Origin of the sequence: Mesorhizobium sp. Primo-A (assembly GCF_003997175.1) — a bacterium.
GTDB classification, from domain to species: domain Bacteria; phylum Pseudomonadota; class Alphaproteobacteria; order Rhizobiales; family Rhizobiaceae; genus Mesorhizobium; species Mesorhizobium ciceri.
The window spans coordinates 528835-551030 of the sequence record NZ_RZTG01000001.1; the positions used below are offsets into that span (position 1 = coordinate 528835).

Annotated in this window: 19 protein-coding genes and 1 tRNA gene; 11 read left to right on the forward strand and 9 right to left on the reverse strand. The window is 63.0% G+C overall.

Annotated elements, in window-relative coordinates:
- Positions 1 to 156: 156 nt before the first annotated feature.
- On the reverse strand, positions 157 to 1320 hold the full coding sequence (locus tag EOC83_RS02575) for a cysteine desulfurase family protein (RefSeq protein WP_063167808.1): 1164 nt from the start codon (positions 1318 to 1320) through the stop codon (positions 157 to 159).
- Positions 1321 to 1556: 236 nt separating this feature from the next.
- Between EOC83_RS02575 and EOC83_RS02580 the strand changes: the two genes are divergently transcribed.
- Entirely contained in the window at positions 1557 to 2231 is a 675-nt protein-coding gene (locus tag EOC83_RS02580) for an alpha/beta hydrolase (RefSeq protein ID WP_013532163.1), read from the forward strand.
- A 21-nt stretch (positions 2232 to 2252) separates the two neighbouring features.
- Positions 2253 to 2903: an FMN-binding negative transcriptional regulator gene (locus EOC83_RS02585; protein WP_063167807.1), complete on the forward strand. Its 651-nt coding sequence runs from the start codon at positions 2253 to 2255 to the stop codon at positions 2901 to 2903.
- A 249-nt stretch (positions 2904 to 3152) separates the two neighbouring features.
- On the opposite strand, the gene EOC83_RS02590 is transcribed toward EOC83_RS02585, so the two are convergent.
- The 3 genes from EOC83_RS02590 to EOC83_RS02600 form a co-directional block, all read right to left on the reverse strand.
- A complete protein-coding gene (locus EOC83_RS02590; RefSeq protein WP_063167806.1) occupies positions 3153 to 4253 on the reverse strand; it encodes an SEL1-like repeat protein in 1101 nt (366 codons plus the stop codon).
- A gap of 67 nt (positions 4254 to 4320) precedes the next feature.
- On the reverse strand, positions 4321 to 5157 hold the full coding sequence (locus tag EOC83_RS02595) for a phosphatase PAP2 family protein (protein ID WP_063167805.1): 837 nt from the start codon (positions 5155 to 5157) through the stop codon (positions 4321 to 4323).
- 45 nt (positions 5158 to 5202) lie between these two features.
- Positions 5203 to 6846, reverse strand: a complete 1644-nt coding sequence (locus EOC83_RS02600; protein ID WP_063167804.1) for a glycosyltransferase family 39 protein — start codon at positions 6844 to 6846, stop codon at positions 5203 to 5205.
- 285 nt (positions 6847 to 7131) lie between these two features.
- Here EOC83_RS02600 and tyrS point away from each other — a divergent pair, with 285 nt between their 5' ends.
- The gene (tyrS, locus tag EOC83_RS02605) at positions 7132 to 8385 is read left to right on the forward strand and encodes a tyrosine--tRNA ligase (RefSeq protein ID WP_063167803.1); all 1254 of its coding nucleotides are present in this window, start codon (positions 7132 to 7134) and stop codon (positions 8383 to 8385) included.
- Positions 8386 to 8391: 6 nt separating this feature from the next.
- On the opposite strand, the gene EOC83_RS02610 is transcribed toward tyrS, so the two are convergent.
- Positions 8392 to 11766, reverse strand: coding sequence for a DUF3971 domain-containing protein (locus tag EOC83_RS02610; protein ID WP_063167802.1), 3375 nt, complete (start codon positions 11764 to 11766; stop codon positions 8392 to 8394).
- A gap of 95 nt (positions 11767 to 11861) precedes the next feature.
- On the opposite strand from EOC83_RS02610, the gene EOC83_RS02615 reads away from it, so the two are divergent.
- Both EOC83_RS02615 and EOC83_RS02620 read left to right on the forward strand, forming a co-directional pair.
- Positions 11862 to 12329 (forward strand): peroxiredoxin, encoded by a 468-nt coding sequence (locus EOC83_RS02615; protein WP_063167801.1) that lies wholly within the window; start codon positions 11862 to 11864, stop codon positions 12327 to 12329.
- A 150-nt stretch (positions 12330 to 12479) separates the two neighbouring features.
- A complete protein-coding gene (locus EOC83_RS02620) occupies positions 12480 to 13784 on the forward strand; it encodes a M23 family metallopeptidase (RefSeq protein ID WP_063167800.1) in 1305 nt (434 codons plus the stop codon).
- 49 nt (positions 13785 to 13833) lie between these two features.
- Here EOC83_RS02620 and EOC83_RS02625 read toward each other — a convergent pair whose 3' ends face one another.
- The 3 genes from EOC83_RS02625 to EOC83_RS32740 are packed head-to-tail and all read right to left on the reverse strand — an operon-like array spanning position 13834 to position 16422.
- Complete coding sequence (locus EOC83_RS02625; RefSeq protein WP_063167799.1) at positions 13834 to 15063, reverse strand: amidohydrolase; 1230 nt, start codon at positions 15061 to 15063, stop codon at positions 13834 to 13836.
- Positions 15050 to 16228, reverse strand: a complete 1179-nt coding sequence (locus tag EOC83_RS02630; RefSeq protein WP_063170211.1) for a M24 family metallopeptidase — start codon at positions 16226 to 16228, stop codon at positions 15050 to 15052. The genes EOC83_RS02625 and EOC83_RS02630 overlap by 14 nt, the downstream gene beginning before the upstream one ends.
- 38 nt (positions 16229 to 16266) lie before the next feature.
- A complete protein-coding gene (locus EOC83_RS32740) occupies positions 16267 to 16422 on the reverse strand; it encodes a hypothetical protein (protein WP_164752000.1) in 156 nt (51 codons plus the stop codon).
- A 27-nt stretch (positions 16423 to 16449) separates the two neighbouring features.
- Here EOC83_RS32740 and EOC83_RS02640 point away from each other — a divergent pair, with 27 nt between their 5' ends.
- The 6 genes from EOC83_RS02640 (at position 16450) to EOC83_RS02665 (ending at position 22062) form a co-directional block, all read left to right on the forward strand.
- Positions 16450 to 17616: an ROK family transcriptional regulator gene (locus EOC83_RS02640; protein ID WP_063167798.1), complete on the forward strand. Its 1167-nt coding sequence runs from the start codon at positions 16450 to 16452 to the stop codon at positions 17614 to 17616.
- Positions 17613 to 18377 (forward strand): ATP-binding cassette domain-containing protein, encoded by a 765-nt coding sequence (locus tag EOC83_RS02645; RefSeq protein ID WP_063167797.1) that lies wholly within the window; start codon positions 17613 to 17615, stop codon positions 18375 to 18377. The genes EOC83_RS02640 and EOC83_RS02645 overlap by 4 nt, the downstream gene beginning before the upstream one ends.
- 39 nt (positions 18378 to 18416) lie before the next feature.
- Positions 18417 to 19457, forward strand: coding sequence for a sugar ABC transporter substrate-binding protein (locus EOC83_RS02650; protein ID WP_013532176.1), 1041 nt, complete (start codon positions 18417 to 18419; stop codon positions 19455 to 19457).
- A 145-nt stretch (positions 19458 to 19602) separates the two neighbouring features.
- The gene (locus tag EOC83_RS02655) at positions 19603 to 20598 is read left to right on the forward strand and encodes an ABC transporter permease (RefSeq protein ID WP_063167796.1); all 996 of its coding nucleotides are present in this window, start codon (positions 19603 to 19605) and stop codon (positions 20596 to 20598) included.
- Between the two features lie 13 nt (positions 20599 to 20611).
- Positions 20612 to 21382, forward strand: coding sequence for an SDR family NAD(P)-dependent oxidoreductase (locus EOC83_RS02660; RefSeq protein WP_063167795.1), 771 nt, complete (start codon positions 20612 to 20614; stop codon positions 21380 to 21382).
- Positions 21379 to 22062, forward strand: coding sequence for a GNAT family N-acetyltransferase (locus EOC83_RS02665; protein WP_063167794.1), 684 nt, complete (start codon positions 21379 to 21381; stop codon positions 22060 to 22062). The genes EOC83_RS02660 and EOC83_RS02665 overlap by 4 nt, the downstream gene beginning before the upstream one ends.
- On the opposite strand, the gene EOC83_RS02670 is transcribed toward EOC83_RS02665, so the two are convergent.
- Positions 22050 to 22125 (reverse strand) — tRNA-Val (locus EOC83_RS02670). The two genes, EOC83_RS02665 and EOC83_RS02670, sit on opposite strands and share 13 nt — an antisense overlap.
- Positions 22126 to 22196 lie beyond the last annotated feature (71 nt).

Consider the following 22196-nt stretch of genomic DNA (forward strand, 5'->3'; position numbering starts at 1 on the left):
GCAGCGTAAGTTTCATATAGTGCGCTTCGACCGGAAATTCACCCGGCCAGCATGAAACGCACGGCTCTACCAGGCCGAATGGCCCAAATCATTTTCGTCAAGCATCGGATTTTCCCGAAAATCGCTACGCGCTTTTCGGTCCGATGCCCCAACCGCTCACGCGGCTTTTTCTCTATCCGCCCGACGCGCGGCGATTCCCGTCAGCGCAACGCGAAACAACTCGATGTCTTCCGCGCCCGTCGCCGGACCGATCGACACGCGCAAGGCGCCAAGGCTGTCACCGTATCCCATGGCTTTCAGCACATGGCTCGGTCCGACCTTGCCGGACGAACAGGCAGAGCCGGCCGACAGCGCTACGCCGGCCAGGTCGAAGGCGATCTGCGCGGTTTCGGCTTTGACGCCCGCAATAGCGAAGAATGCCGTATTGGCAAGCCTTGGCGCACCGGTTCCGAAGATTTCCGCGTCCGGCACCAGCGTTTTCACGATGGCCTCGATCTCGTCGCGGCGCCGGCGCACCGCATCTATGGCCGGCAATCCGGCCAGGGCCTCGCGGGCGGCCGCGCCAAAACCGGCAATGGCAGCGAGGTTTTCAGTCCCGCCGCGATGGCCCTTTTCCTGACCGCCGCCATTGATCAACGGCTTCGGCATCATCAGATCCGAAGCCGCGACGATGGCGCCGACGCCCTTGGGACCACCGATCTTGTGCGAGGACAGAATCAGATAATCGGCGTAACCCGCTGATAGATCGATCGAAACACGCCCGGCGGCCTGCACGGCGTCGACCATGAGGATGCCGCCCGCCGCCTTGACGATCCCGGCGATGCGATCGATCGGCTGGATGACGCCGGTCTCGTTGTTGGCGGCGTGGATGGCAACCAGCGGCAGGCCTTCGCTCTTGTCATGACCACTGAGCGCTGCCGCCAAAGCGTCGAGATCGGCGATACCGTTGGCGTCGACGCCGATCCGGTTTACCTGCACTGCCGGGAAATGTCCGCCGTTCAACAGGCAGGGATGATCGGCCTCCGACACGTAAAGCCGGCTCATGCGCACCGTGCCGCGCCCCATCTGCCAGTCGGGTGACAGCAGCGTCGAGGCTGCTTCCGTGGCACCGGAGGTGAACACGACGTGCTCGGGCTTGGCGTTGACGAGCGCCGCCACGTCACGCCTTGCGGTCTCGATCAGACGGCGGGCCGCCCGCCCCTCGGCGTGAACCGATGACGGATTGGCGGCGACATCGAGCGCCGCGACCATAGCTTCGCGGGCCGCGGCAAGCAGCGGCGCACTGGCATTGTAGTCGAGATAGGCGCGTTTTGCGGCCATTTTCGTCCGTCAAGTCCCGTCAGAAGCCATTCCGCCGTCGTATGGCGTTATTTCCTTGAAATTCCAAGGCGAGCCGTCCTATTTACGCGGCTTGCGGCGCGGGTGGCCGGGCTCGATGTCTTGCCACTCAGTTTTGAACAATTCTAAACTAGCTTCTAAGAAGACGCTCGCCCTGCGTCAAGGCCAGAGGAAACGTTCCAGGCACCGCGCATTCGTATTACCTAGTGGAGTATTTTATGCCTGAGGTCATTTTCACCGGTCCTGCCGGCCGCCTGGAGGGTCGCTACCAGCCTTCCAAGGAAAAGAGCGCGCCGATTGCCATCGTCCTGCACCCGCACCCGCAATTCGGCGGCACGATGAACAACAAGATCGTCTACGACCTCTTCTACATGTTCCAGAAGCGGGACTTCACCACGCTTCGCTTCAATTTCCGCGGCATCGGCCGCAGTCAGGGCGAATTCGACCACGGCACCGGCGAGTTGTCGGACGCTGCCGCGGCGCTGGATTGGGTGCAGTCGCTGCATCCCGATTCCAAGAGCTGCTGGGTCGCCGGCTACTCGTTCGGATCCTGGATCGGCATGCAGCTTCTGATGCGCCGGCCCGAGATCGAAGGCTTCATCTCGATCGCGCCGCAGCCCAACACCTATGATTTCTCGTTCCTGGCGCCCTGCCCGTCATCGGGCCTGATCATCCATGGCGATGCCGACAAGGTGGCGCCGCCGAAGGATGTGCAGGGCCTGGTCGACAAGCTGCACACGCAGAAGGGCATCACCATCACCCAAAAGACGTTGCCCGGCGCCAACCATTTCTTCTCCAACGATGCCGACCTGCTGCTCGAGGAATGCGCCGACTATCTCGACCGCCGGCTGGCCGGCGAATTGTCGGATCCGCGGCCGAAGCGGCTGAGATAAGCAAAGAAAGCAGGGACGGCGATGTACGAACCTCCTCATTTCAGGGAAACGCGGCCGGAAATCCTGCACGGGCTGATCCGGACGCATCCGCTGGGCCTGTTGATTTCCAACGGACCCGATGGGCCGGTCGCCAACGCCATCCCGTTCCTGCTCGACGCGGAAATCGGGCCGAACGGCAGGCTGCGCGCCCATCTGGCGCGGGCCAACCCGCAATGGCGCCTGTTGGCCGACAATCCGGCGTCAACCGTACTGATCGTCTTCCAGGGCAGCGATGCCTATGTGACGCCGTCCTGGTACGAGACCAAGCGCGAGACCGGCAAGGTGGTGCCGACCTGGAATTATGCCATCGTGCAGGTTCGCGGCACCGTCAAGGTGATGGATGATCAGGACTGGCTGGCGCAGCAGATCGCCGATCTGACCGTCTCCCAGGAAGGCGCCCGCGCCGCGCCCTGGGCGGTGACCGATGCGCCGGAGCCCTTCATCCAGTCGCAGATCAAGGGCATTATCGGGCTGGAAATCGAGATCAGCGAAATCCACGGCAAGTGGAAGGTCAGCCAGAACCGGCCGGTCGCCGATCGCGTCGGCGTTGCGCAAGGGCTCGAACACGAGGACCACCGGTCGCCCGACATGGCCGGATTGGTCAGATCCTATGGCGGCCTGGACGGCGTCTAGCTGAATTGGCGGAATGTAGCTTGGAGGTTGGTCATGACGACCAAGCGGGAATTTCAGAGCGACGCCTTTGAGGACCATAGCGCGGTCAGTGACATGGTTCGCGCTGGGACGATCAATAAGCAGACACTACGGTCTTTTGAGGTCTGTCGGTCCGGCCCATCACCGTTCGCGAAGGAAATTAAGGCGCGCCAATGAGCACTGATGAAGCCGAGCCTTGGTGAAGCCCAGCCCGGCCAAATAGAAATCGGGTCATTGCCCTGTAAAAACCTTATCTTTATTAAAATATTTGTCTATGTTGTAAATTGCATGAGCATTACCTTGTGCGGCGGCCCTTTTAAACCAATCATGAGCCACCTCTCGCTCGGACGGCACTCCAAGACCTTTAAGATAGGCTACTCCAAGAGTGTTTTGTGCTTCCGCGTTTCCTTGGTCCGCCGCCTTTGTCGTCCACTCGATCGCTTGCATGAAATCCTGCGGCAGTCCGTAGAATCCGCCGCCATAACTCTGGCCCAACTGTTCCTGAGCCGCAGCATTCCCGTTTGCTGCCGCTTTCTTCAGCCATTTCACGGCAGTGTCTTGGTTGGCGGTTACACCATGCCCAGTAAGGTACATGGCGGACAGCATCGTTTGTGCATACGCTGAGCCCTGCTCCGCGGCCAATAGGTACCATCTGGCCGCTTCAGAATAGCTCTGCGTTACGCCGTTCCCCTCGAAATACATGGCAGCAAGAGCCGCTTGAGAGTCCGCAAATCCACTCTCGGCGGAGAACGCAATCGACTTCAGCGCCTGTACCTTGTCGACTTCAATTCTCAGATTTGGCGGTGAACTGGGAGTTCCGCGTCCTGTCAAAAGCAATAGGCCAAGATTGTGATTGGCCAACACGTCGCCATGTTCCGCAGCCCGCCTGAACCACGCGATGGCTTCGGTGTAGTTCGTGGCGGTGAGTGTCCCCTCTAGGAAATTCACTCCCAAATTATATTCTGCGCGGCTGTAACCGCGCTCTGCGGCCTTCCTTGTCCAAAACAGAGATTTCTGCCGATCGAGTGTTACTCCTCGACCGGTTCCATAAAGATTGCCCAACCAAGTCTCCGCGTCGGGGTGCCCTTTCTCGGCCGCTTTTTGGAACCATTCGAAAGCCTTGACGAAATCCGCTTTAACTCCGAGTCCCAGCAGAAAAACGACGCCAAGCCGGTTCTGCGCGTCGGCCGACCCCGTTAGCGCAGCCGCCTGCAATTCCTGCAGGGTCATATGGTCGACCTGGACTTGCCCCTCCTTCGTGTCAACGAAGGGCGAGGCGTTCGCCATCTCTCCGCCAGCAACAAATGCCGCCAGCAGCGCTCCTACCACCATTCGCGATCGTCGTACCATTGTCCCGCCTTGCCGTCCGGTTATCGCAACGACTTTCCTACCCATGGCATCATCGGCCCGTCAAATTCCTTCTCGGCCCAATCAGCCAAAACGTCTTCTTGCGGACCGGCAAGCCCGAAGGCATCGGCCGGAAGATGAAGCCGAGCCGGGCAAAGACCAGCCCGCAGGCAAGCGCGAAACCGCAGCCAAGGCCGAAGCCGGCGACGGTGTCGCTGGGATAGTGCGCGCCAACGAAGATACGGGTCGAGGCGATGCAGGCGGTGATCGCCAGGGCGATGTACCAGCGCCGCGGAAACAACAGCAAAGCGACCCCGAACACCGCGCCCATTGTCGTACCATGGCCGGACGGAAAGCCGGCGAAGCGCGCATCGAAAGCGAAGGGGTGCAGGGTCAGCACGCCAAAGTCCTCGTAATAGAGCGGGCGAGCCCGGCCAATGGCATATTTCAGCACATTGACGGCGATCCCCGACAGGCCGGTGGCGCACAGCACCAGAAAAGCCAGGCAGGTCCAGTTGTAGAGGAGCATCAGCGAGCGCCGCGACAGGCTTCGCCAATCCGTCAGGTTCGCGGCGACAAGCAGAAGCACTGAGGGAATGATATACCAGCCTCCCAGGCCGAACTGGGTGAAAAAGTCGGCAGTCCGGGCAAATCCCGCCGACCACTTGCCGTGAAGCATTCCGGCCGGAGTGTCGAGACGAACAAACGCCGACGCCGTCAGCAAGACCCAGACCAGCACCCAGACCGACCACAAAATATTCGGGTATCTGGCCGGCCGGGTGGCAAGGCGGCTTTTGGCGATCTGCATCGTATCGCGAAAGTTGTCGAGCGACCGGCGCCCTATGCCAAGGAGCAGGCTCGAAACGGGCGGGCGTGATTTCACCAGCATAGGAAATTCGACCCCATTGTTGCCGTCATGGGCATCGGCGAGCCGTCACTGGCTTACACGATAGAGGCCGAGCGACAGTTTGTCTCCCGACGAATAGTTGAGGCCATCGACCTCGGCAACGCGGCTCGCCGACTTGCCTTGCGCCTCCAACAGGCCATTCAGCTTCTGCTCGTCGCCGATTTGTGCCAGCGCCAGCGCGCAGGCCGGATCGCCGAGCAGATGCTTGGCGACGCCATCGACATCGGTCAGGACGGTCTTGGTGCCGACCAGGAACACCAGGCTCGGCTCGTGATATTCCGCTGAGGCGAGCACCGTGGTGTCGCAAGGCCTGTTGGCCTGGACTGCCGCCTCGATCGCCGGGCTCAGCCAGATCGGCTTCAGCGAAGGCGCGATGACGCCGAACAACAGCCCATAGGTAATGCCGGCGCAAACCGCGATGGCGCCGATGCGGGAGAGCGGCACTTGCAGCTGTCGCGAAAAAGCGAAATACCCTGCCGCCAGCGCCGCCGCGGCGGCCGGGATGCTCCACCAGGAAAAGGAGCCGGTGAGATAGATCGGCGCTCCGACGCAGACCGCCGCCAGGCCAAGGCTGACCACGACAAGACCGAATGCGGTCGACCACCACAACCAGTCCTGCCAGCGCCTGAGCGGCGCATTGGCCTCCTGCGGCGACAATGTCAGCAGCCAGCCAATCAGCAGCGCCATGCCGGGATAGGCCGGCAGGACATAGTGCGGCAGCTTGGTCGGGATCAGCTCGAACACCAGCCAGAACGGAATATACCAGGCGAGGCAGAAACGCAGCCGGGGATCGTCGCGCAGACGGTTGAGGGCCTGGAGCCCGGCGCCGACCGCGATCAGGCCGAACGGCCACATGAACAAGGAATAGGTCAGCATGTAGAAACCGGGCGGCAGGCCGTGCGATTCCTCGCCCGAGGCGACCTTGGCCATCATGTCCTTGCCGACGGCATCGCTGAGAAAGGTGCCGCCGCTCTTCCAGGTGATGAGGGCAACCCAGGGCAACACGATGAGCGCCACCAGAGCGACACCGCGCACGAGCTTCAGCTTCAGGAGCCAGCGCCAGTCGCGCTCGAAGGCAAACAGGGCGGCGACCGTGAGCAACGACAACAGCGGAGCCACCGGCCCCTTGATAAGAATTCCAAGGCCTTGAGCGGCCCAGAAAATCCACGGCAGATGGGCGGCTACCGGTTCGTTGCGGCGCGCTGCCAGATAGATCTGGGCGAGCGCGCCTTGCGCCGCCACGCAGCAGGCCAGCAGCATGGCGTCGGTCTTGGCGTCACGGCCCTCGAAGGCGGTGGCGAAGATCGCCGCCATCATCAGGCCGGCGGCGAGACCGGCATTGGCCCCGAACAGCTTGGTGCCCGTCCAGGCGATGCCGACGACGGCCAAGGCAATGCCAAGCATGGAGACGAGGCGGTAGACCCAGATCGGCGCCGCCGCCCCCTCGCCGCTCAGCGCCACGGCCGCCGATTGCAGCCAGTAGATGCCGATCGGCTTCTTGTAGCGCGAGGCATCCTGAAAACGGATGTCGACATAGTCGGAGGTTTCGACCATCTGCTTGGTAGCCTGGACAAAACGGGATTCGTCGCGGTCGATGGGTGGAAGGCTCGCCAGTCCACTGAACGTCATCAGCACGCTGAACAGAAAGAGAAAGAGATAGTTCCTGTTCATCGCGGAGCTTTCCGGATCTGATCTGCGGGATGGCCCCGTCGCGGCGCCTCAGGCCCTGCCCTGCGCGGCGCCTCAATACGCCAGCCCAAACGACGAAGCAAGGATTCGCAACGCCATCCGCGCGGGCTGCAAACCGGAAACCACTTTTGCTGATCGCTGGACCTTTGTCTGGCGCGATCAGTCGCAAAACCGGAAACCACTTTTGCTGATCGCGCTTGGATGCTAAACGCCCGCGTTCATGCACGCCTGAGCCACAGCGGCCGGACGCTTTCGGGAATAGAAAAAATGCCTGCCTTCAAATCGGATTTCCTGCGCACGATGAGCGAGCGCGGTTTCATCCACCAGACTTCGGATGATGCCGGTCTCGACAATATCTTCGCCAAGGAGACGGTGACAGCCTATATCGGCTTCGACGCGACCGCCAAGAGCCTGCACGCCGGCTCGCTGATCCAGATCATGATGCTGCACTGGCTGCAGCAGACCGGTCACCGGCCGATCGCGCTGATGGGCGGCGGCACCTCGATGATCGGCGACCCGTCGTTCAAGGATGAGGCGCGCAAGCTTTTGACCCCGCAGGACATCGAAGACAATCTTGCCGGTATCCGCCGCAACTTCATGCCCTACCTCAAATTCGGCAGCGGTCCCAACGACGCCATCATGGTCAACAACGCCGATTGGCTGATGGAGATCAACTACGTCAATTTCCTGCGCGATGTCGGTCGTCACTTTTCGGTCAACCGCATGCTGGCCTTCGATTCCGTCAAGCTGCGGCTCGATCGCGAGCAGTCGCTGTCGTTCCTCGAATTCAACTACATGATCCTGCAGGCCTATGATTTCGTCGAGCTCTACAAGCGTCTCGGCTGCCGCCTGCAGATGGGCGGCTCCGACCAGTGGGGCAACATCATCAACGGCATCGATCTCGGCCGCCGCACGGAGGACGCGCAGCTCTATGCACTGACCACGCCGCTGCTCACCACCTCGTCGGGCGCCAAGATGGGCAAGTCGGCGTCGGGCGCGGTCTGGCTCGACGCGGAGATGCTGAGCCCCTACGAATTCTGGCAGTACTGGCGCAACACCGAGGATGCCGACGTCGCCCGCTTCCTGAAGCTCTACACGACGCTGCCGCTGGACGAGGTGGCGCGGCTCGAGCGGCTCGGCGGATCCGAGATCAATGAGGCCAAGAAGATCCTCGCCACCGAGATCACCGCCCTGCTGCACGGCCGCGCGGCCGCCGAGCAAGCCAGCGATACGGCGCGCAAGACGTTCGAGGAAGGCGCGCTCGCGGAGTCGCTGCCGACCGTCGAGGTCGACAGGACAGCGCTCGAAACCGGCGTCGGCATCCTGTCGCTGCTGGTCACCGCCGGACTGGCGGCGTCGAACGGCGAAGCGCGGCGGCATGTGCAGGGCGGCGCCGTGCGCCTGAACGACGAGCCGGTGAGCGACGAGCGCCGGCTGGTGACCCCTCAGGATTTGAGTCCGGAAAACGTCGTAAAGCTTTCCTTGGGAAAGAAAAAACACATTCTGGTGCGACCGGCCTGAACTCGCTCACCTATATTCGAAGATCGACCTGAATATTCCGGGCGCGATCACCGACAGCGGATTGATGTCCAGCAACGGCTTGTTGGCGTTGCCCTTGAGCCGGTAGGTGACGCCGATCAGGCCACGGTCGCGGCCATTGCCGAGCAGCGCGCCAACGATGGGCAATTCGCCGAAGATGCGATTGAGGCCATAGACCGGCATGAACGTGCCGGTCATGTCCATGTTGTTGTTCTGGTCGTAGAGCGTGCCCTGGAACGTGGTGCCGATGCGCGGTCCGCGCAGCACACCGTTGGCGATTTTCAGGTAACCGCTGCCCTTGTCGATCTCGGCGTAACCGCGTTCGAACTTCACCCGCGACGTGTCCAGTTTGCCCTTGACCGCCTGGTTGAGGCTGCGGTTGTCGCCGGCGGGCGTGGTCGAGACGATGGAGGCCAGTTTCGGTTCGTTGACGACGAAAAAGTTGCTGGTGTCGACCTTGCCCCTCAGCGATCCGTCGCTCGGCCCCGCCAGGGCCAGGGTGATCGTTCCGCCTTCCATATGCTCGTAGATATTGAGGAATCTCAGGATGGCGCCAGCGTCGGCGGACTGCATGTTGAGCGCGCGCTGGCCGGCACCGGTGGTGTTGCTGATGGTTATGGCGGCGCCCGAACTTGCCGTGGCGCTGACCTTCAGCCCGTTCACCCGCGAGCCGGCCGCGCTGTAGTCGAGCTTCAGATTGGACAATTGCTCGTCGTGGAAACCGGTCAGCCGGTCGACATCGGCGCTGACGGAGATGGCGTCGGAACCGGTGGTTTTGGTAGCCGTGTCGACGTCGGAGGTGAACTGCTTGATGAGCGAGCGGGCATCGAGCGCATTGCCCGATATGTCGACCGCATAGCCCTTGCCGGACCGCTTCACCGACACAGCAACGTCGTCGCCTCTGTTCAAGGTGACCTTGCTGAACCGCGCCGACGACAAGGCGCCATTGACCAGCACGATGCTGCCGTCGACGGAGAACGTCTTTCCGTCGAGATTGAAATCGGACAGCGTCGTGGTGTCGCCGGACTTGGTCATGACGAAGGTGACGTTGGCGGGCACCCCCGCCCCCTTGCTCCAGCCCGCCCAGGGAATGTCCAGCCTGGCGTTGGTCAGGTCGGCCGAGACGTTCTGGTCGCCGCTGCCGTTCTTGTCGATCGCCACCTTCACAGTTCCGGCAAGCAGCGGCTTCAGGCCGGGCATGGCGGCGGCGCGGATCTTGTCGTCGAGCACCAGGGCCACCTTGCGGCTGCGCGCCGGCCCCTCATCCCTGAGCGGCTCGATCAGATCGAGTTCGGCCGGAATGCCGTTCAGCAACGCCTTGGCGGAGATCACCGCCTTCTCGGGGTCGACCGTGATCGAACCGTCGGCATCCGTCACGACCTGTCCTTCGAAGGGCTTGGCCAGGGACATGCCGGTGTAGTCGAGCGACACCAGCCAATCGAGCTTCGAGGAGTCGACGCCGGACTGCAGCGGAATATCCGCCTTGACGTGACCGGTGACGCTGCCCGACAGGTCCTCCGGCAGAATGCCGACATGGCGCATGGCGTTGATCGGCTCGTAGGATGCGAGTTCGGCAACGGCGGATGCGTCGCCGTCGACATCGATGTCGAGCGCGCCGACGACCGGCGGGCGGTTGGCCGCCTTGACCGTCAGCGTGCCGTTGCTGGCCGCCACGGTGCGGCCGCTGGGCATGTAGACGGTGCCCGAGGACAGCGAGATATCGACATCGTTGCCGTGGAAACCGACGACGCCGACCGCATCGCGTATCGGAGGGATGCGGCCGGCGGTGTCGAAGCGCGATCCCTCGATCTGGAAGCGGCCGAACACCTCATCGGCCGAAAGCGGCACGCCGTTGCCCAGCCGGCCCGGCACCACCTGGAACTGAAGGTTGGCGTCGACGACACGGCCGCCGAACAGATTTGCCAGCACCCACAGCCGGGCATTGCGCGCCGAAAACCACGGCCATAGCTGCTTGACGTGAGAGACCTGCATGTCGTGGATGTTGAACGCCAGATTGATCCCCGGCACTTTGCCGTCGACGAACGCCACGGCGGCGGTGCCAAGCATCTCGCCCGAGCCGGCGGACCGAAGCGCGATCTGCTCGGCCACCAGTTTGTGGCTCACCGTGTTGTAGACACCGGCGATCCGGGCGAGGAAGGTGAGCGCCGGCTCGGGCGACTCCGAAGGCGCAAGCGACGACCCGTCGCTGGTCAGGTCGTAGCGATAGGAGGGCTCTTCACCCACCGCTCCGCTTGCCGGCTTCGGCCCGATCGAACCGGCGAAATCGAATGTCGAGCGGCCGGTCTTCAGCAGCAATCTGTCGACCTGGACCTTGTTGCTGCCAGCAACCAGCGTCGCATTGATATCGACGTCCGCCGCCAGCAATCCTCGCGTGCCGAGATCGAGGACAGAGCCCGTCGATGACAAAGCGGCCGTCAGCCGCGATGCGTTCACGCCGAACCCTTCCGATCCCGTCAGCTTCAACGCGACGGGTCCCAACTTGCCGGCAGCGGCCGCGCCGGTGTCGGCCAGATCGACGCTCGCATCCAGCGCCGTGACCCGGTGCGCCGCGATATCACGGGTGGCGGTAGCGGCAACCGTAAGCGTCCTGCCGTCGATGTCCGCCTTCGAGGAAAACTCCATGCCGCCCGGTCCCGACTGCACGACGGTGGCGTCGGTGATCTTGACGAGCTTGATCGCTCCGGTTTCGGGCAGCACGAATTCGACATTGCGAAGATCGATGCGACGCAGCGAATCCTCCCGCACGGCATCGAGTGCGTGGTTGATGTTTCCGAACACCGCGGCGGACAGCTTCTCCGGATCGATGAGGCCGTCCGCATTGCGCAGGCCGGCGGTCCAGTCGCCGCCTGACGGCATCGCCGCCACGACGATGCGGGCATCCGAGATCCTGGCGCTGGTCAGCCGCACATCTCCCCACAGCAGCGGGAACAGACGCACGCCGAAGCGCACGCGGCCGGCATCGGCCATCGGCTTGCCGTCTGATGTCTTCAAGCTGACGTCGCTGACCTGAAGCGCGATGAAACTCGAACCGTCGAGCGTGATGCGGGCAGGCCCGACCGCGACATTGACATCGACGCCCGCCAGTTTCTCAAGCGCCGTTTCCGCCTCGGCGCGAAGCCGGTCGGCTCCGATGCCGGAGGCGCCAACCAGATAAACGAGCACGGCGGCCAGCAGCACGAAAGCGACCAGACCGGCGAACAGTCGCGACAGGATGCGAAAACCGCGTCCGATCGACGCCTGACCAAGCGGCGGCACACGGCAGGCGGACGGAAAGGTCCCCAGGTCGGTGATCTCATCACGCCTGAACCGGATCTTCTCGTGCTGCGGTCGCTCCTGATCCACGCAATTTTCCGTTGTACGAACTCGATCGTGGACGAATCCCCGTCCGACACTATATCGGTGTGGCTTCGCGCGTAACCTCAAACAAGGGCATCGGTATGGCTGACCTCGACGTAGGCGATCTTGCGCCGCAATTTGACCTGCCGCGGGACGGCGGCGGATCGGTCAGCCTTGCCGCATCGTCCGGCAAGCCCATCGTGCTCTATTTCTATCCGCAGGACGACACAACAAGCTGCACGCAGGAGGCGATCAGCTTCTCGCAGTTGAAGCCGGAGTTCGAGAAGGCCGGCGCCGTGGTGATCGGCCTGTCGCCCGACCCCGTCAAGAAGCACGACAAGTTCAAGTCGAAATACAATCTCACCATCGACCTCGCCGCCGACGAGGAGCGCACGGTGATCGAGGCCTACCATCTGTGGGTCGAGAAATCGATGTATGGCCGCAAGTATATGGGCGTCGAGCGCGCGACGTTCCTGATCGGCCGCGACGGGCGGATCGCCAGGATCTGGCGCAAGGTCCGCGTCAAGGGCCATGCCGAAGAGGTGCTCGAGGCCGTTCGAGCGCTTTGAGGTTTGCCGGCGAGGCTGGCCCAGGTTCCCTTGCAACCTTACGCACGCCTGGCGGGCAATCGCTGCGAGCAAGCTATCGCTGCAAGCCTTTGTTAACCCTAATAATGTGTAATCAAGCTGTCGTGGTGTCGTAAACGAAAGCTTGGTCCCGTGAACGCAACCGGTCAGTCCGCAGTCTTCGGCAAGCGTAAGGAGCCCCATACGGTCATCATCGCCCGGGGCAACGAGATCAGGCATTTTACGATCCGACCGTGGCTGGCGGCCTTTATCGGCTCGGCGCTGGCCGCCATTGCCGTCGGCTACCTCATGGCCACCTCCTATCTCGTGCTGCGCGACGATTTGATCGGCGCCACAACGGCGCGTCAGGCGCGCATGCAGCAAGCCTATGAAGATCGCATTTCGGCGCTTCGCGCCCAGGTCGACCGCATCACCAGCCGCCAGTTGCTCGACCAGCAGCTGATGGAAACCAAGGTCAGCGAACTGCTTGAACGCCAGAGCCAGTTGAGCCAGCGTCATGGCCGCCTTGGTCCGCTGCTCGAACGCGCCGAGAGCGAGGTCGGCGCAGCGCCGGCCGAAGATCCGGCAGCGGCTGCGAAGCCGGACAAACGCGCCGAAGTGACCGGCAGCATCAAGGAGCCCGCGCGGAATTATGCGGTCGCCAGCCTGAGCGCCGATCTCGGCGCCGGCGACACAAGGCCGTTCTCGCTGTGGTCAACCCGCTCCGATCCGCTGCCCAATGATTCAGCCGCCGATCGTGCCGACAAGCTCTTCGTCTCGATCAACCAGTCGTTGAAATCCATCGAGAGCGATCAACTGACCCGCATCAGCACGCTTGCCGACAATGCCTATAAGAGCGCCGATGCCATCACCCAGGCGCTCGAGGCGGCCGGACTGCCCGTCGACAGCGACTTCGGCAAGGGCGACAGCGACGTCGGCGGACCGCTGATCCCGCTCGACAGTTCGATGATGTTCGACAGCAAGGTCAAGGAATTGGACGAAGCGCTTGACGCGCTCGACCATCTCAAGAAAGAAGCGCGCCAGCTGCCGCTGACCAACCCCGCGCCGGGCCACTCCGTCACCAGCCCGTTCGGCGTGCGCACCGACCCGATCCTCGGCACCGCGGCACTGCATTCCGGCATGGATTTCAGGGCGCCGATCGGCATGGCCGCAAAGGTCACGGCGCCCGGCACCGTCACCAAGGCCGGCTGGAACGGCGGCTATGGCCGCATGGTTGAAGTCGACCATGGCAATGGTTTTGCGACACGTTACGGGCATCTCAGCGAGATCGACGTGACCGTCGGCGAGAAACTGGACGCCGGCGCCGTCATCGGCAAGACCGGCAGCAGCGGCCGCTCGACCGGCCCGCATCTGCACTACGAAGTCCGCCACAATGGCGAAGCGATCGATCCCTTGCGCTTCCTCACGGTCGGCAAGAAGGTCGCCCAGTATCTGTAAGCGATCCCAGGCTCCTGCCCCATGCGCCGATGACCATCATGATGGCTGACTAAGGCGCTCCCGTAGACAGAAACGCCGTCGCTGCCGCAACCAGGGTGGTCGCGCCGACCTTCAACGCGGCCTCGTCGACACGAAACCGGGCGTGATGGAGCGGAAAGACCGATCCGATCTCCTCGTTCCGGATTCCCAGCCGAAAATAGACCGAAGGACGTTTCTCGCTGTAGTAGCCAAAGTCGTCCGCGATCGTCCATCCGGGCGTGTTGAGGACGTTGTCGGCACCGATGCAGGCCTTGGCGCTGGCGGCAATCAGCTCTGTCATCTCGACATCGTTGACGACGCCGGGTTCGCCCTTGTGGATGTCGACCTCGACACGCGCGCCGTGGCTCGTCGCCATACCCTCGGCTATCGTACGAACGCGGTGCCAGGCCCGCTCGCGGGTTGCATCGCTGCCGCTGCGGATGGTGCCTTTCAACGTGACCCTGCCGGCTGTGACATTGTAGGCGTTGCCGCCATTGATGGCAGTCACGGAAATCACCAGCGGATCGTACGGATCGGTCTCGCGCGAAACGATCTTCTGCAATTCGCTCACCAGGGAGCAAGCCACGGCCAACGCATCGACGCCTTCATGCGGTTTTGCCGCGTGTGCCGCCGAGCCGATGACGGCCACATCGAACGTGTCACAGGCCAGAGTGTAGGGACCGGAGCCGACGGCGATCTTGCCGGTCGGTGTGTACGGATCGACGTGGACGCAGATGGCGGCGTCGATGTCGTCGAGAAGCCCCTCTTCCACCACCCGCTTGCCGCCCGACGGTTCGTCCTCCTCCGCCGGCTGGAAGATCAGGCGAACGGTACCGCCAAAACTGTCCCGCGACTGGTGAAGATGCGCGGCCACCGCGAAAGCCATCGATGCATGGGCGTCGTGACCGCAGGCATGCATCACACCTGGATTCGTCGATGCATAATCGACGCCGGACTCCTCCTCGATCGGCAAGGCATCGATGTCGGCGCGAATGGCGATCTTTCGATTTGACGGCCTGCCGGCGCCGACAATATCGACGGCAAGGCCAAAGCCGGCGACGTCGCGAATGTCGACGATTCCCTGATCCACCAGCATCTGCCTGAGGTAACGCTGCGTGCCGGCCTCCTGGTTCGAAAGCTCGGGATTGCGGTGCAGATGGCGACGGACCTCGATCATCCGGTCGAGAATTCCGGCGTCGATATCGGTCGTCACGGTTTTCGCAACACCACCCGCCGTGGCCGAACCCTCAGGATTTGACATGGATCTCTCGCGGGAACTTCGTCAGGGTCTCGTGGCCGGTTTCGGTGACCAGGATGGTCTCGCTGACCTCGATGCCCCAGCCGTCCATCCACATGCCAAGGATGGAATGAACGACGTTGCCCGGTTCAAGCACCGTCTTGTCGCCCGGCCTGAGGCTGATCGTGTGTTCGCCCCAATCCGGCGGATAGGCGACGCCGATGGAGTAGCCGATGCGCGATTCCTTCTTCAGTCCGTAGCGCTGGATGACCTTGCGCCAGGCAGCTTCGACCGCTTCGGCAGTCGTTCCCGGCCTGACCGCGTTGAGCACCGCGTCCATGCCCTCGATCACCGCTTTGGCGGTATCCGAGACATTTGTCGGCGTCTTGCCAAGCTGCATGGTCCTGGCGAGGCCGGCGGCATAGCGGCGGCAAACGCCGGCAAGTTCCAGCGCAATCGTCTCGTTTTCTCCAAACCGCCTGTCGCTCCACATGATGTGCGGCGCCGAGGCATTCTCGCCACCGAGGATTGTCGGCGGAAGCGCTGTGATGTCGCCGGCAAAATCCGGGCTGCCCGCGATCTGCGCCGCCTGGATGGCGGCGATGGCGTCGCATTCGCGAACGCCCGGCGCGATCACCTCGAAGGCTCGCGTGACGGCAGCTTCGGCGAGCGTCGATGCCTTGCGCAAATAGGCGATCTCCGGCGCCGATTTGACCGCCCGGATCCAGTTCACCAGCAGGTCGGCATCGTGCCATTTTGCATTGGGAAGTCCGGCGACAAGCCGGGCGTGCGCCTTGGGGGAGAAATAATAGGCTTCGAGTTCGATGCCGATATGGCGACTCCCCCAGCTCTTGGCGACAATCCAGTTCGCAATCCAGTCCATGGGATGGCGATCGCCTCGCTGGACATGGTCTTCCGGAAAGCCGACCACGTTTTCCGGTTTCATCCAGGCTGTCAGAAGACCGCCGGCCGCATCCATGGCGCGCCCGATCCAGACCGGCTCGACCTCCTCGATTGGAACCAGCACCATTTGCGGCGTGTAGAACGACCAGCCGTCATAACCGGTGATGTAATGCTGGTTGGCAACGTCGTTGACGACAAGAAGCTCGAGACCGCGCTTGGCCATCTCGGTGCGGATCTTGCGAAGCCGCTGTCGGTACTCGTCGCGGGCAAACGGCAATTCGATCATCTTTGCTCCTGCTTTGTCATCAACGGTCGCGGGTTCGCTCACCATTGAAGAGGTTTCGCCATGGCGGCAATCGGCCAGGGCGGCGTGTGGGCAGGTCCTGAATCGGGTACGTCCATACCCGGCCTTCCCAAGATTTGTGTTTCATTATCATTTATTTTTGAATTCCATTTGACTGAATAAATAAGCGGTGCCAAGCTATCCTCTCCTAAGGGGCGCAAGGCATGGCACTGCGGGGGACCAATCAGGAGTTCGGGCGGCCATACAACCGGCGCATCGTGCTTGAGTCCATCCGCCTGCACGGGCCGATCGCGCGCGGCGAGATCGCCCGGCGCGTCGGCCTCACCGTCCAGACGGTATCGACCATCGTTCGCGAACTGGAAGATCAGGACTACATCCTGTCGCTGCGCGAAGAGCCGAGGGGGCGCGGCCTGCCGCCGGCGACGCTCCGGATCAACCCCGAGGGCGGCTATGCCGTGGGTATCCACATCACTCCGCTTGGTATCAGCGCCGCCTTGATCAATCTGAGCGGCGACGTGATCGAGAGCATCTACCGCGAAGCGCCGAACGCGACGCCGGACCGCGCCTTCGAGTTGATCGGGGCGATGGTGGTGGAATTGACCCGGCTGCGGGCTGGCGGACGGGTGCTGGGGGTCGGCATGGCCCTGCCCGGCCCATTCGACGTGGAGTCCATGAGTTTCGTGGGGCCGACCACCATGACCGGCTGGAAGGATGTCGCGCTGCGCGAACGGCTGGCGGCCTCCACCGGATTGCCGGCCTTCTTTGAAACCGATATGGCCGCGGCCGCCATGGGCGAGCGCCTTTATGGCCTCGGCGCCCAGTTTTCCGAATATTACTATCTCTATTTCGGCGTCGGCCTTGGCGGCGTCATGGTTCATGACGGCAGCGCCTTGCGCGGCGCCTGGGGAAATGCCGGCGAGATCGGACACATTCCCGTCATTCCCGGCGGCGAGGCCTGCCCGTGCGGCAACAGCGGCTGCCTCGAAAGATATTTGTCGCTCGAGGCGCTCCGGCGCTGGAACGGCAGCGAGGCCGACTGGGTGGCCGAAGTCGCACCGATCTTTCACAACGCCGTCGCCGTCATCGAGAACCTGTTCGACCCGGAGACGGTCATCCTCGGCGGGCTGGCATCCACCGACCTGCTCGAAATGCTGGCTGGTTCGGCCGCAGGCCTGCACAACTCCGTCTCGGCCCGCAAGGACCGCACGACGCCCAGGGTCGTGGTCGCGCGCGGCGGACAGCATTCCGTGCTGCGCGGCGCCGCCGCCCTGGCGGTTTCCGGGGTTCTGTCACCTCGCTTCGGGCAGATGTTCGCGGCCGAACGCGAACGCGAGCGCGACCTTCTCAAAGGCAGGGAGATTGCGGCATGAGTGAACCCCTGCTGGTGCTCGACAACGTCACCAAGAACTATGGCGCGATCGAAGCGCTCAAGGGGATCAGCTTCTCGATCGACAAGGGCGAGGTCGTGGCGCTGCTGGGCGACAACGGCGCCGGCAAATCGACACTGGTGAAGATCATATCAGGCGGACTGGAGCCGACATCGGGCCGCATGCTGTTCGAGGGCAAGGAATTCCTCGCCAAATCACCGGCCGAGGCCAAGGCGGCCGGCATCGAGACCGTCTACCAGGATCTCTCGCTGTGCACCAACGTCGACGTGGTCGCCAATTTCTTCATGGGCCGCGAGATCACCCGCAAGTTTCTCGGCATTCCCGTGCTTGACGAGCGCGCCATGGAAGCCGTCGTCGGAAAGGCGCTGGCCAATGCCGGCACCCGCATTCCCTCGCTGCGCGCCAATGTCGAGCATCTTTCGGGCGGCCAGCGGCAAGCCATCGAACTCAACCGCTTCGTGCACTGGGGCGGCAAGCTGGTGCTGCTCGACGAACCATTCGCCGCCCTCGGTGTCGAACAGACGCGGCGCGGTCTCGACATGATCCGCCAGGTGGCCAACCAGGGCATCGGCGTCGTCATCATCACCCATATCATGCAGCAGGCTTTTCAGGTCGCCGACCGGATCGTGGTGATCCGCCAGGGCGTCGTGGCCGGCGATGTCGCACGCAATAAAACAAGTCCCGACGCGGTGATCAACATGATCACCGGTGAGACGCTTGCCGGTGCCGGACCGACAGGCTGAGGGACAAAAGAGGGGTCCGGCTTAAGAGGAGCGAACGACATGAAGCGAATACTTCTTGCTGTCTTCGGTATCCTTGCACTGGCCTTTGCCACGCTCACGCCGGCATTCGCCCAGTCCAAGGGTATCGTCTACTATATGGTGCCGACCCTGCTGGACGAGTTCCAGACCGGCTCGGTGAGCGCGCTGGAACTGTTCCTGAAGCAGACCGGCTACGAGATGAAGACGCTGAACGCCGACAACAAGACCGACGCCCAGCAATCGCAGATGAACGATGTCATCGCGCTGAAGCCGGCGGCCATCATCCTGGCTGCAGTCGACTTCAATGCGCTGAAACCGTCCATCGAAGCCGCGCGCGCCGCCGGCATCCCGGTGGTCGAGTTCGACCGCCAGATCACCTCGACCCCGTCCGACTTCACCTCTGTCGCCGGAACGGTCGAGATCGGCTACGTCGCCGCGGATCAGGCCGAGAAGCTGCTGAAAGCCAAGAACGGCTCGGTGAAGGGCAAGGTTCTGCAGGTGCTCGGCGACCCCGGCGATCCCTACACGCTCGACATCCAGAAGGGTTTTGAGGAGAAGATGAAGGCATTTCCGGACGTCAAGATCATCTCGCTTCCGGCCATGCAATGGGAAGCCAGCAATGCCGGCACAATCGTTGCCGACCAGATGCTGGCCAACCCCGACATCGACCTGATCTTCAGCCATGCCGCGCACCTATCGGTCGCCGCCGTCGCCTCGCTCGAGGCGGCCGGCAAGAAGCCGGGCGACGTCATGCTGATGAGCTCGAACGGCGCTCCGGTCGGCCTCGACCTGATCCGCAAGGGCTGGCTCAACGCCGAAATCGAGCAGCCGCTTTACGCGCAGGCCGCGGCTGTCGCCATGTTCATGGACAAGATCGTCAAGAAGCAGGAAATCAAGCCCGGCGAATACGACGTGCTCGGCCTGAAATCGACCGTGACCAAGGAAGCCTGGGGTCCGAACATCAAGATCCCCGGTGCAGCGATCACCAAGGAAAACGTCGATAATCCGGCCTTCTGGGGCAACCAGAAGCCGCCGACGGACACCGTCAAGTCGGTCGAATAGTCATCTGAAAGCGCTCCGGGCCGTAGCGGCCCGGAGCCTGCCTTTCACACCGCCGCGTCCGAAAGGATGCCGTGGCGAATTTGAATCCGCGCCTGAACCCGACGAAATCGAGTTGATTTCGCGGGGGCGCCAACCGGATCAACCCATGAACCCGCGCACACGCAAAGCCCTGGAGTTCGTACTCGACAACCTCGTCTGGTTCATGCTGCTGTTCGTGCTGGTGGTCTTCTCCATCTTCGTCCCGAACTACTTTCAGCTCGGCATCTTCGCCAATATCATCGAGGCTTCGAGCGTGCTCGGCGTCATGTCGATCGGCCTGGCGCTGGTGATCATCGCCGGTCACATGGATCTGTCGGTCGAATCCGTCGCAGCGCTCAGCGCCATGGCGGTCGGCATCCTGTTTTGCTCGTCGGGCATCGGCATGGGCGTGCAGCTGCATCCCGAGTGGCTGATGGTTCCGGTTTCGCTGCTGCTGGCGCTGGCAGTCGGGGGTCTCATCGGCGCCTTCAACGGCTATCTGGTGGTCAAGGTGAAGATGAGCGCCTTCATCATCACGCTGGCGTCCTACATCTGGGTGCGCGGCCTCGTGTTGGTCGTGTCGGGCGGCCGCTCGGCGCAGGACCTGGCGCCGGCCATCCGCTGGTTCGGCATCCAGCGCCTTGTCGGCCTGCCGCTCACCGCCTGGATCGCGGTTGGCTGTTTCGTGGTCTTTTCGCTGATCATGGCCAAGACGCCGCTCGGCCGGCATCTGGTGATGATCGGCGGCAACGAGACGGCGACCTTCCGCGCCGGCATCCGGGTGAACCGCAATCTCATCATCGCCTTCGTGCTCGCCGGCGCCATCGCCGGCCTGGCTGGCTGGCTGCTGGCGATCCGCACGTCGGGCGCCACCGCCAATCTCGGCGTCGGCTTGCTGTTCAACGCCTTCGCCGCGGTCGTCATCGGCGGCGTCAGCCTCAAAGGCGGCGTCGGCACCCTCCCCGGCGTCTATGCCGGCGTGCTTTTGCTCTCGGCCATCAACACGGCGATCAATTTGATGGGCCTGCCGGCCAATTTCACCCAGGTGATTCATGGCCTGCTGGTGCTGGCCGCGGTGCTGCTCGACGCCTTCAAGCAAACCATTCGCCAAAGACTCGCATGACAGGACGGCTCGCATGACAGGACGGCTAAAAGACAAGGTGGCGCTCATCGTCGGCGCCGCCCGCGGCATCGGCAAGGGCATTGCGCTCCGCTTTGCCGAAGAGGGGGCGCGGCTGGTGCTCGCCGACACCGAAGTCGAGGCCGGGCAAGCGACCGCTGGCGAGTTGGGCGTCCCCTTCATCCGCACCGACATCTCGCAAATGAGCGACGCCAAGGCCGCCGTGGCGCTGGCGCTGAAGCAGCATGGCCGTCTCGACATCATCGTGCAGAATGCGGGCATCTATCCCTGGCAGCTGATCGAGAACACCAGCGCCGACGACTGGGACCGCGTCATGGCGGTCAATCTGCGCGGCACCTTCAATGCCAGCCGCGCGGCCCTGGTGCCGATGAAGGCGCAACGCTTCGGCCGCATGCTCTACACCTCCTCCATCACCGGTCCGCATGTCACCAGCCCGGGCCATGGCCACTATTCGGCCAGCAAGGCCGGCATCAACGGCTTCATCCGCGCCGCGGCACTGGAATTCTCCGGCTACGGCATCACCGTCAACGGCGTCGAGCCCGGCAACATCCTGACCGAAGCGATCGAGCTGCATCGCGGCGAGGCGTTCATCAAGAACATGGAGGATTCCATCCCGCTTGGCCGCCTCGGCAGCCCGCGCGACGTCGCCAATGCCTTCCTGTTCCTCGCCTCGGACGATGCCAGTTACATCACCGGCACGACCATCGTCGTCGATGGTGGCCAGTTGCTGCCCGAAGGCAGCGATTTCCGGCTCGTTCCGCCATGATCATCGATTTCGGCGATGGCTTCTTCCTGCGCCAGGCGACCGAGGCCGACCATCCAGCACTTGCCATGATCTGCCTCAAGACCGGTGATGCCGGCCAGGATGCAACCGGTCGCGAAGACGCTCCGGATCTGTTGGGCCAGATCTACACCATCCCCTACCAGGTGCTGGAGCCCGACCTCGCTTTCATCGTCGATGGGCCAACGGGCGCCGCGGGCTATCTGCTGGGTGCAAAAGACACAAAGGCTTTCAATGCAGGCCTGGCAGCAAAGTGGTATCCGCGCCTTCGCGCGCAGGTGACCGATCCCGGACCCGACCGCGCACGCTGGAGCGGCAGCGACTGGGCTCGCCACCAGATCCATCATCGCGACTTCACCATTCCGCCGGCCCTGGCTGCCTACCCTTCGCACGGTCATATCGACCTTTTGTCGCAAGCGCGTGGCAAAGGCATCGGCCGGCGGGCGATGGCTTTTCTCGAGCAAAGGCTCGCCGCGCTCGGTTCACGCGGGCTTTGCCTCGAAGTGATGCCGGACAATCACAACGCGCTGCGCTTCTACAGGGCCATCGGATTCGCGGTGTTGCGGGAGCCGGGATTGCCGGACCACAGCATCTATGTCGCCAAACGGCTGACAACCGCACCGGAGATCGTGCGCACCGGAGATCGTGTGAATGGTGGGCGATGACGGGCTCGAACCGCCGACATCTTCGGTGTAAACGAAGCGCTCTACCAACTGAGCTAATCGCCCGCTCCGGGCCGGACCTTTAAGCGGTCAGGGTCCGCTTCGCAAGGCCAAATGAGCGCAGGACGCCCTGGTTG